Raw genomic sequence first — 11,216 nt, forward strand, 5'->3', positions numbered from 1 at the left:
GCCACGATCCTGTTAACGCTCACACGCGATGATGCGTGTCTCTCGACGATGAGAGGAAGCCCATGGATACGTCCCTTCACCCTCCACGGCCCAGGACGGCTCACCGCCGGAGGGCGGTCGCGCTCGCGCTCGTGACCGGCCTGGTCGGCACCGTCGCGCTCGCGACGTCGCTGCCCGCGTCGGCCGCGGAGCCCGACCTGCCCGACGACGCCCGGGTCGACGCGTTCGACGGCGCCGCGCTCGGCGCGGACTGGACCGTCGTCAACCCCGTCCCCGAGGCGCTCGCGGTCTCCGGCGGCGCGCTGCGGCTCACGTCCCAGCCGGGCGACACGTACCAGGACGCGAACAGCGCCAAGAACGTCGTCCTGCTCGACGTGCCGGCCGGCGACTTCACGGTCGTCACCCGGCTCGAGGCGCCCGTCGCCTCCGTCTACCAGGGCGCTGGCCTCATCGCGTGGCAGGACATGGACAACTACGTCCGCTCCGGCCTGACCTTCGTGGGCAGCCTCTCGCCGTCGGGCCGCGCGATCGAGAACGACGTCGAGGCCGGAGGCGTGTTCTCCGCGGCCGCGTTCACCGACCGCCCCGGGTCCACGGGCGAGACGCTGCGCATGCAGCGCACCGGCGACACCATCGCGACGAGCTTCTGGGACGGCGCCGCGTGGCAGCCCGCGGGCTCCGTGACCGTCGACTTCCCGACCACGCAGGTGGGCGTCTACGCGCTCGCCGCGCAGAACGGCGCGGCGCACACCGCGGCGTTCGACTACGTCGCGCTCCAGACCGCCGAGGGCGCGGACCAGGTGCCCGACGGCGCGTTCACGCTCACGGGCCCGGGCGACGCCCGGTACCTCGTGGCGACCGACGACGGCCTCGCCCTCGACGACGAGCGCCCGGCGACGACGGTCGCGCTCGACGCGACGGCGGCCGACGGCGCCGAGGGCACGTCCCCGGTGACGCTCGCCGTCGACGACCGGCCCGTGGTGGTCTCCGGCGCGTCCCGGCTCTCCCTCGGGGCCGCGGGCGAGGACGCCACGGCGCTGCGGCTCACCGACGCCGGCGGCGGCACGGTCTGGCTGCGCAGCGCGGCCGACCCCGAGCAGTACGCCGGCGTGCGCGCGTCCGACGGCGCGCTCGTCCTCGGCCCGCGCGACGCGGCCACGAAGCTCACCATCACGCCCGCCGCGAGCGCCGACCACGAGATCACGGTGGACCTCGCCGGCGAGCGCACCGAGATGAGCGACGAGCTGTACGGCATCTTCTACGAGGACATCAACTACGCGGCCGACGGCGGCCTGTACGCCGAGCTCGTGCGCAACCGGTCGTTCGAGTTCACCAACCAGGACAACGGGTCGTTCAACGGCCTCACCGCGTGGAGCGCGGCGAACCGGGGCGGCGCGACGGCCACTACGCAGGTCGTGAACGACGCCGGGCGGCTCAACGCGACGAACCGCACCTACCTCAACCTCACGACGACCGCCGCCGGTGCCGGGGTGCGCAACGCCGGGTACAACACGGGACTGTTCGTCGAGGAGGGGGAGTCGTACGACTTCTCCGTCTGGGCACGGTCGGCGACGGCGCAGACCGTCACCGTGCGCGTCGAGGACAACGCCGGGACCACGGCGTACGCGACCGGACAGGTCGCCGTCGACGGCTCGAACACGTGGAAGAAGTACGACGTCACGCTCACCGCGACCGGTACGACGAACGCCGGGCGCCTCGCGCTGCTCTCGGGCGCCGCGGGCACGCTCGCGCTCGACCAGGTGTCGCTCTTCCCGCAGGACACGTGGGTCGGCCCGGTCAACGGGACGTCCGTCCTCCGCAAGGACCTCGCCGAGAAGATCGACGCGCTCGACCCGCAGTTCCTCCGCTTCCCCGGCGGCTGCGTGACGAACGTCGGCACGTTCCGCACCTACGAGGAGTCGAACTTCACCGACCGTCGCCGCACGTACCAGTGGAAGGAGACGATCGGCCCGGTCGAGGAGCGCGCGACCAACTGGAACTTCTGGGGCTACAACCAGTCGTACGGCATCGGGTACCTCGAGTACTTCCTCTTCGCCGAGGACCTCGGCGCGACGCCGCTGCCCGTGGTGTCGGTCGGAGCCAACGGCTGCGGCAGCACGATCCCCGAGATGACCGATCCCGCGCAGATCCAGCGCTGGGTGGACGACACGGTCGACCTCATCGAGTTCGCCAACGGTGACGTCACGACCGAGTGGGGCGCCGTGCGCGCCGAGCTGGGCCACCCCGAGCCGTTCGGCCTGAAGTACATCGGGCTCGGCAACGAGGAGAACACCAAGACGTTCGAGGCCAACTTCCCGGGGTTCCGCGACGCGATCGCGGCCGCGTACCCGGACATCCAGATCATCTCGAACTCCGGTCCGGACGACACGGGCCAGCGCTTCGACGAGCTCTGGGAGTTCAACCGCGAGCAGGACGTCGACCTCGTCGACGAGCACTACTACAACGACCCGCAGTGGTTCCTCGAGAACGACGAGCGCTACGACTCCTACGACCGCGAGGGGCCGCACGTGTTCCTCGGCGAGTACGCGTCGCGCGGCAACACGTTCGCCAACGCGCTGTCGGAGGCCGCGTTCATGACCGGCCTGGAGCGCAACTCCGACGTCGTGCGGCTCGCGTCGTACGCGCCGCTGCTCGCGAACGAGTCGTACGTCCAGTGGTCGCCCGACGCGATCTGGTTCGACAACGACGAGTCGTGGGGCTCGGTGAACTACTACGTCCAGCAGCTGTTCTCGGCGAACGCGGGGGACGAGGTCGTGCCCAGCACGCACTCCGGCCCGGCGCCGGCCGACGCGACGCTCGACGGGGGCGTCTTCCTCTCGACGTGGAACACGGCCGCGCAGTACGACAACGTGCGCGTGACCGACAACGCGAGCGGCGACGTGCTCTTCTCGGACGACTTCGAGTCCGGTGCGTCGCAGTGGGAGCCCCAGACCGGGACGTGGGCCGCGCAGGACGGCGCCTACGTGCAGTCGGCGACGAACGTCACCGACGCCCGGTCGATCGTGGCCGGCGCGTACGCGAAGGACTGGTCGAGCTACACGCTCGAGCTCGACGCGCGCAAGACGTCGGGCGCCGAGGGCTTCCTCGTCGGCTTCGCCGCCGGCGGCCCGAACGACTACTACTGGTGGAACCTCGGCGGGTGGAACAACTCGCGCCAGGCCCTGCAGCGCGCGTCGGGCGGGAGCGCCAACGAGGTGAAGGCGGTCGAGAACCACAGCATCGAGGCCGGCCAGCCGTACCACGTCAAGGTCGTCGTCGAGGGCTCGACCATCGAGCTCTACCTCGACGGCGAGCTCCAGATGTCCTACGAGCAGCCGTCGACCAAGTCGCTCTACCAGGTCGTCACGCGCGACGACGACACGGGCGACGTCGTCGTCAAGGTCGTCAACCCCACCGCGACCGCGGCGCGCACGCAGGTGCACGTCGAGGGGCTCGGGGCCGGCACCGGCGTCGCGTCCGAGGCGACGGTCACGGAGATGGTGGGCGCGCCGTCGGACACCAACACCAAGGCCGACCCCGAGCGGGTGGTCCCGGTGGAGCGGACGCTGGCGGGCGTGGGGGAGGAGTTCTCCTACGAGTTCCCCGCCCACTCGATCACGTTCGTCCGGCTGCACGCGTCCGACGCGGCACCCGAGCTCGACCTCGCGGTCGAGGTCTCGCCGCGCTGCCTCGCGGGCAAGGCGTACGTCGCCGTGCGCGCGACGAACGGCGAGGACGTCCCGGTCTCGGTGACGCTCGCGACGCCGTTCGGGCAGAAGGCGTTCGTGGACGTGGCGCCGGGCAAGAACGCGTACCAGTCGTTCGCGACGCGCGCGACGTCGGCCCCGGCCGGCACCGCGACGGTGACGGGCACGGCGGTGCTCGACGGCGAGGAGCTCACGACCTCCTACGACGTCGCCTACGACGCGCTCGACTGCGGCTGATCCCCGCGAGGTAGAACCGCAGGTCGCGAGGTAGAAGCCCCCGGGCTCCACCTCGCGACCGCGGGTTCTACCTCGCGAGAGCCTGCTTCCCTCGTGGCCGGTCCGGCGGGCCACGAGGGCGCGGCCCGCGCTCCCTGCGCGGGCCGCTCCTCGCACGGCCGCGCGACGACGTCGTCGCGGAACGAGCTGCCCGACATCGCACGTCCTGACGCGCGGGCGACGACGCCCGCGCGCGACCCTGAGGAGCATCGATGCATCCCCGACCGTCCGACGGCGTCCGCCGTCGACCCGGCGGCGCGGCCCGGCTGGCCGCCGTGGCGGCGTCCGCCGCGCTCGCCCTGACCGCGTGGGCACCGACCGCCGTCGCGGACGACGCCCTCCCGGCGCCCGTCCTCGACCTCGCGTTCGACGGCGACGTCGCCGACGCGAGCACCCTCGCCCACCCCGTGGCCCTGCGGGGGCACGCCGGATCGGCGCCCACCGGCTACTCGTACGTCGACGGGGTCGACGGTCAGGGGCAGGCGCTGCGCCTCGCCGGGAGCACGTACCTCGACCTCGGGTCGTCGGCCGCGCTGCAGCCCGAGGACCTCACGCTCTCGTTCTGGGTGGAGCCCAGCGGGAAGCTGTCCGGCGAGCACGTGATCACGTGGAACAAGCGGGCCTACAACTCCGACGGCTGGTACCTGTCGTCGGAGTCGGACACCCTGCCGCTCGCGCTGTCGGTCGGGCCGGCGTCGGGCCAGCCGTACAAGGTGCGCGTCGCGAGCTCCGACCGCGCGGCGTTCTTCCCGGCGGACGAGTGGACGCACGTCGTCGTCACGTACGACCGCGCGACGAAGGCCGTCGCGTTCTACCGCAACGGCGAGCAGGTGCCGTCCACGGTCGCGAACGCCGTCGGCGGCGACGCGACGGGCGTGCTCGGCTCCGACCCGGCGCTGCCCAAGACGATCGGGTTCAACGGGCCGCAGTACAACGGCGCGTACCTCAAGGCCGCGCTCGACGACTACCGCGTGTACGACGCCGTCGCCGGGCTCGGGGACGTCGTCGGGCTCTACGAGGAGAGCGGGCGCACGGTGGACCGCGACGCGATCGCCCAGGACGACGCCGACGCGCTGTCGCTGCCCGAGCGCGCGACCGTCGCGCTCGTGCTCCCGTCGACGGGCTCGCGCGGGTCGACCGTGACGTGGCGGTCGTCGCGACCCGAGGTCGTCGCGACGGACGGGACCGTGGTCCGGCCGGCGATCGGCGAGGACGACGCGCACGTCACGCTCACCGCGACCGTGCGCTACCTCGACGGCGAGCCCGTGACGCGCGAGATCGAGGTCGTCGTGCCCGCCCTCGTCGACGAGACGCCGCTCGAGGAGACCGCGCTGCCGTCGGTGCTGCTCTCCGACGACTTCCTCCAGAACGCCGCCGCGAAGGAGCACGAGTACCTGCTGAGCCTGGACTCCGAGACGTTCCTCTACGAGTTCTACAAGGTCGGCGGCCTGACCCCGACGACCTCCGCCGGGTACGGCGGCTGGGAGCGCAGCAACGCGGTGAACTTCCGCGGCCACGCGTTCGGCCACTACCTGTCGGCCCTCGCGATGTCGTGGTCCTCGACGCAGGACGAGGCGACCAAGGACGCGCTGTTCACCGAGATCGAGGAGGGCGTGGGCGGGCTCGCACGCGTCCAGGACGCGTACGCCACGGCGCACCCCGGCTCGGCCGGGTACGTCTCGTCGTTCCGCGAGTCGATCCTCGACCAGGTGCAGGGCACCGGGACGTCGGACGAGAACGTCATCGTGCCCTGGTACAACCTCCACAAGGTGCTCGCGGGGCTGCTCGACGTCGCCGAGTACGTGGACGGCCCTGTCGGCGACCAGGCGCTCGCCGTGGCGACCGAGTTCGGGCTCTACGTCCAGGGCCGCGTCTCGACGCTGCCGAGCACCGACGTCATGCTCCGCACCGAGTACGGCGGCATGAACGAGGCGCTCTACGAGCTGTTCGACCTCACGGGCGACGTCCGGATCAAGGAGGCGGCCGAGGCGTTCGACGAGTTGACGTTCTTCCGTCAGCTCGCCGCGGGCCAGGACGTGCTGCCGGGCAAGCACGCCAACACCCAGATCCCCAAGCTGCTCGGCGCGCTCAAGCGCTACCAGGTGTTCACGCAGAACCCCGAGTACTACGAGCTGCTCACGCCCGCCGAGAAGGACGAGCTGCCGATGTACCTCGCGGCGGCGGAGAACTTCTTCGACATCGTCGTGCGCGACCACACGTACGTCACCGGAGCCAACAGCCAGGCCGAGCACTTCCACGAGCCCGGGGCGTTGCACCAGTACGCCGACGAGCAGGGCACCGCGCGCAACGCGGAGACGGCCGAGACGTGCAACGAGTACAACATGCTCAAGCTCGCGCGCGAGCTGTTCACGCTGAGCAAGGACGTGCGGTACGCGGACTACTACGAGAACGCGTTCATCAACACGATCCTCGCGTCGCAGAACCCCGAGACCGGGACGACGACGTACTTCAACCCCATGGCGTCGGGCTACCACCGCGTGTACAACCTGCCGTTCACCGAGTTCTGGTGCTGCACCGGCACGGGCATGGAGAACTTCTCCAAGCTCGGCGACTCGATCTACTTCACCGGCCAGGGGTCGGTGTGGGTCAACATGTTCTTCTCCTCGACGGTCGAGCACGCGGCGCAGAACCTGCGGCTCACGCAGGAGGCGAACCTCCCGAACGAGGACACGGTGACCTTCCGGGTCGACGCGCTCGACGGCGGTGCGGTCGCCGAGGGCGCGACGCTGCGCCTGCGGGTGCCGTCGTGGATCGCGGGTGATCCTGGCCTCGAGGTGAACGGCGCGGCCGTCGAGCCGGTCGTGTCCCGCGGGTACGTCGTGCTGCCCGTCGCCGCGGGCGACGTCGTCCGGTACACGATGCCGATGGCGGCGTCCGTCGTCGACACCCCGGACAACCCGTACTTCGTGGCCTTCCGGTACGGGCCGGTCGTCCTCTCCGCGAACCTCGGCGAGGTCCCCGAGCCGGCGTGGCAGGGCACGGGCATCCTCGTCCGCTCCGCCACGCGCGACGCCGACGCCCAGACGACGATCACGGCGGCGAACATGGGCGCCGACGAGTGGAAGGAGCGCATCGCCGAGAACCTCGTGCGGGTCGAGGACGACGCGGAGGGCCGGGTCCAGCTCGAGCTGCGGAACACCGCCGACGGCGGCGACCTCGTCTTCACGCCCCACCACACCAACTGGGACGTGACCTACGGGCTCTACCTCAACCTCGACGAGCCGGACTCCGCGGCCTCGCAGGAGCGCATCCTGCGCGCCAAGGAGGCGCTGCGCGACGCCGACCGCACCGTCGACAGCCTCACCAGCTTCGACAACAACAACTTCGAGAACGCGAAGAACCTCAAGCAGAGTGGGTCGTCGGTCGGGGCGTTCTCCGGCCGCCAGTTCCGCCACGCGAACGGCACGGGCTGGTTCAGCTACGACCTCATGGTCGACCCGGCGTCGGCGTCGAACCACCTGGGTGTCACGCTCTACTCGGGCGACCAGGGCCGCGTGTTCGACGTGTTCGTCAACGACGAGAGGCTGAAGACGATCACCACGGTCGCGAACGCCCCGACCAAGGACGAGCAGGGGTTCTACGTCGACACGACGCAGCTCCCGGCGAAGTACCTCGAGATCGGCGAGGGCACGCGGTGGAAGGTCGACAGCGGGGGCGAGTACGTGCTCGACGAGGACGGCGAGCGCATCCCCGTGGTCACCGTGCGCTTCCAGGCGACGGGCGGCTGGGCCGGCGGCGTGTTCGGCGTCCGGGTCGACCGCGCGGCGTCGTACGACGCGACGCCCGGGCTCGCGGCGCTCGCGTTCGACACGGGGTCGCTCGCACCGGCGTTCGACCCGGGGGTGACGGACTACACCCTCACCGTGCCCGAGGGCACGACGAGCCTCGTGCTCGACGCCGACCCCCACGTGCCGAGCGGCCTCGTGCGCGTCGACGGCGTGCTGGTCGACGACACGCAGGGTCGTGCCGTACCGCTCCCCGCGGACGGGAGCGCCCGGACCGTGGAGGTCGTCGGCGTCGCGCAGGACCACGAGACCGCGACGACGTACCGGGTCGAGATCGTGCCGGGGACGGCGGCCGTCGTGCCGCTCGACGTCGAGGTCTCCCCGCGGTGCCTCGCCGGCAAGGTCTACGTGGCCGTGCGGGCGACCAACACGGGCGACGCGCCGGTGGACGTGACCCTGACGACGCCGTACGGAGAGAGGTCGTTCACGGCCGTCGCCCCCGGCGCGAACGCGTACCAGTCGTTCGCGTCGCGCGCGACGGCGGTCCCCGCCGGGTCGGTGAGGGTGACGGGCACGGCGGTCGCGGAGGGCTCGCCCGGCGCGGCACCGGTCACGACCACGTACGACGTCGCCGTCGACGCCCGCACCTGCGGCTGATCCGCACCCTGCCGAGCTGGTACCAGGGTTCGCCGAGGGAGTGCCGGGGTCATGACCCCGGCACTCCCTCGGCGGACCAGCGCTCTTCCTCGGCGAACCGCCGGTCCCACGCTCGCGGATCGATATCGATACCGACATCGATATCTCCCCCCGCTTCCGCACGACACGAGGCAGGAGGAAGGAGGCACCACGACGACGGCACCGAGGCCGCCGTCGGGCACGACCGTCCGCGCGAGGCGCGCGGACCACGCACGACACATCGATCGAGGAGGATCCATGGACACGCACCACCACCGCAGACGACGTCGCCTGCGCGGCGCCGTCGCCGGGGCCGTGCTCGCGACGCTGCTCTCCGCGTCGCTCGCCGCGCTGCCGTCGTACGCCGCGGACGAGGAGCTGATCGTCAACGGCGGCTTCGAGGACGGGACGACAGGCTGGTTCGCCAACAACGGCAACGCGACCGACGAGGCCGTGCTGTCGACGACCGACCAGGCGTTCTCGGGCGAGGCCGCCGTGCTCACCACCGAGCGCGCGACGACCGGCTCCGGCCCCATGCAGGACCTCAGCGGCAAGGTCCGCGCGGGGGAGACGTACGAGCTCACCGCGAGGATCCGGTACGACGCCGCCGGGGCGCCGGCAACCAAGCAGTTCTTCGCCACGATGCACTATGGCGGCGGGACGTACACCAACCTGGTGAGCGTCACCGCGACCAAGGGCCGGTGGGCGACGTTCGACGGCCGGTTCACGATCCCGGCCGACCAGGCCGTCGGCACCGCGCGGCTGTTCTTCGAGACGCCGTGGACGAGCAACCCGTCCGCCGACCCGACGACGCACCTCATGGACTTCGTGCTCGACGACGTCTCCGTCGTCGGCGCGGCCCCGCCTGGACCGCCCTCGAAGACGATCGAGGTGCTCGGCAAGCTGCCCGGCGAGCACAACCCGCTCATCTCCCACAAGTTCGGGGCCGACGGGTTCGGGTTCGTCGAGGACGGGCGCGTGTACATGTACATGACGAACGACACCCAGGGCTACGCGCCCGACCCGGTGACGGGCGTCTCGCCGCAGATCAACTACGGCAGCATCAACCAGATCACCCTCATCTCGTCCGAGGACCTCGTGAACTGGACGGACCACGGCGAGATCCAGGTCGCGGGGCCGCAGGGCGTCGCGCCCTTCACCAACAACTCGTGGGCGCCGGGCATGGCGAAGAAGACGGTCGACGGCGTCGACAAGTACTTCCTCTATTACGCCAACGGCGGCGGGTCGTCGAACGTCGTCACGGGCGCCTCGCCGCTCGGGCCGTGGGCGAGCGAGCGCGACAGCACGCTCATCGACGGGCGCACCCCGGGCGCCGAGGCCGTAGCCTGGAAGTTCGACCCGGCGCCGCTCGTCACCGACGACGGCGCGTACCTCTACTTCGGCGGCGGCCCGGCGTCGACGTCGATGCCCGCGGCGGAGCGGTTCAACAACCCGAAGAACATCCGCGTCATCGAGCTCGGCGACGACATGGTCTCGACGCAGGGCACGGCGGCCGTCGTGGACGCGCCCGTGGCGTTCGAGGCGGCGCAGGTCTTCGAGCGCGACGGGAAGTACTACCTGTCGTACTCGTCGCACTTCGGCGGCAACGACTTCGGCGGCAACCAGGCCACGCTCCCGGGGTACCCGGGCGGAGGGCAGATCGGCTACATGATCTCCGACGACCCGATGTCGTTCCCCAAGGAGACGTACGCCGGCGTGATGTTCCCGAACCAGTCGCAGTTCTTCGGCGCGGGCACGGGTGGCAACAACCACCAGTCGGTGTTCGAGCTGGACGGTAAGTACTACTTCACGTACCACGCGCCGACGCTCAACAAGCGCATCAACGGCAGCACCACGCAGGGCTACCGCAGCCCGCACATCCAGGAGCTGACGTTCAAGGCGGACGGGACGGTCCAGCAGGTCGTCGGCGACTACGCGGGCGTGGATCAGGTCAAGGACCTCGACCCGTTCCAGGTGCTCGAGGCGGAGACGTTCGCATGGCAGCAGGGCCTCACCACCGCGAAGGTCGACGGCGGCTCGGCGCAGTTCGGCACGCAGGCGCCCAACCTCGTCGTCCGCGACGTCGACGCGGGCGACTGGTCGGCGCTGTCGTCGGTCGACCTCGGTGACGGTGCCGCGAGCGTCACGGCGCGCGTCAAGCCGCTCGTCGAGGGCGCCACCGTCGAGGTGCGCCTCGACGACCGCGAGGGTGCCGTCGTCGGCACGCTCGACCTCGACACCCCCGTGGGCGAGTGGGCGGACGTGACCGCCGCCCTCGAGGGAGTGAGCGGCGTCCACGACGTGTACTTCACGTTCGCCGGTCCCACCGGCGTCGACCTCGTCGAGGTGGACACGTGGGAGTTCGCGGCCGACGCCGCCGGTCCGGTCGTCGAGCTCGACGTGACCGCGTCCGCACGCTGCCTCGCTGGCAAGGCCTACGTGGCGGTGCGCGCGACGAACCTGGGCGACGTCCCGGCCGACGTCACGCTCACCACGCCGTTCGGCACGCGCGTCGTCCAGGACGTCGCGCCGGGCGCGAACGCCTACCAGTCGTTCGCCACGCGGTCCGCGTCGCTCGCGGCCGGGGTCGCGACCGCCACGGGCACCGCGGTGCTCGACGGCGCCACGGTCGAGACCGCGCACGAGGCCGCCTACGGCGACCTGTCCTGCGGCTGACGCCCGGGGACGACCCGCACGACGACCGACGGCGGCCCGCACCACACCCGGTGGTGCGGGCCGCCGTCGGCGCGGTCGGGCCGCGGCGAGCGTCGCGGGCGGCCCGGGCCGGTCGCTCCGGGGTCCGAAGCGGCTC

The 11,216-nt window shown here is 71.5% G+C and carries 3 protein-coding genes; all 3 read left to right on the forward strand.

Annotated elements, in window-relative coordinates; translation table 11 throughout:
• Nucleotides 1–131 precede the first annotated feature (131 nt).
• Nucleotides 132–3,944 (forward strand): alpha-L-arabinofuranosidase C-terminal domain-containing protein, encoded by a 3,813-nt coding sequence (locus ACN9MS_RS04875; RefSeq protein ID WP_426310977.1) that lies wholly within the window; start codon nucleotides 132–134, stop codon nucleotides 3,942–3,944.
• Between the two features lie 251 nt (nucleotides 3,945–4,195).
• On the forward strand, nucleotides 4,196–8,386 hold the full coding sequence (locus ACN9MS_RS04880) for a beta-L-arabinofuranosidase domain-containing protein (RefSeq protein ID WP_426310978.1): 4,191 nt from the start codon (nucleotides 4,196–4,198) through the stop codon (nucleotides 8,384–8,386).
• Between the two features lie 276 nt (nucleotides 8,387–8,662).
• On the forward strand, nucleotides 8,663–11,080 hold the full coding sequence (locus tag ACN9MS_RS04885; RefSeq protein ID WP_426310979.1) for a family 43 glycosylhydrolase: 2,418 nt from the start codon (nucleotides 8,663–8,665) through the stop codon (nucleotides 11,078–11,080).
• The last annotated feature ends 136 nt before the right edge of the window (nucleotides 11,081–11,216 follow it).

The organism is Cellulosimicrobium sp. E-16 (assembly GCF_049913115.1).
Lineage (GTDB): Bacteria > Actinomycetota > Actinomycetes > Actinomycetales > Cellulomonadaceae > Cellulosimicrobium.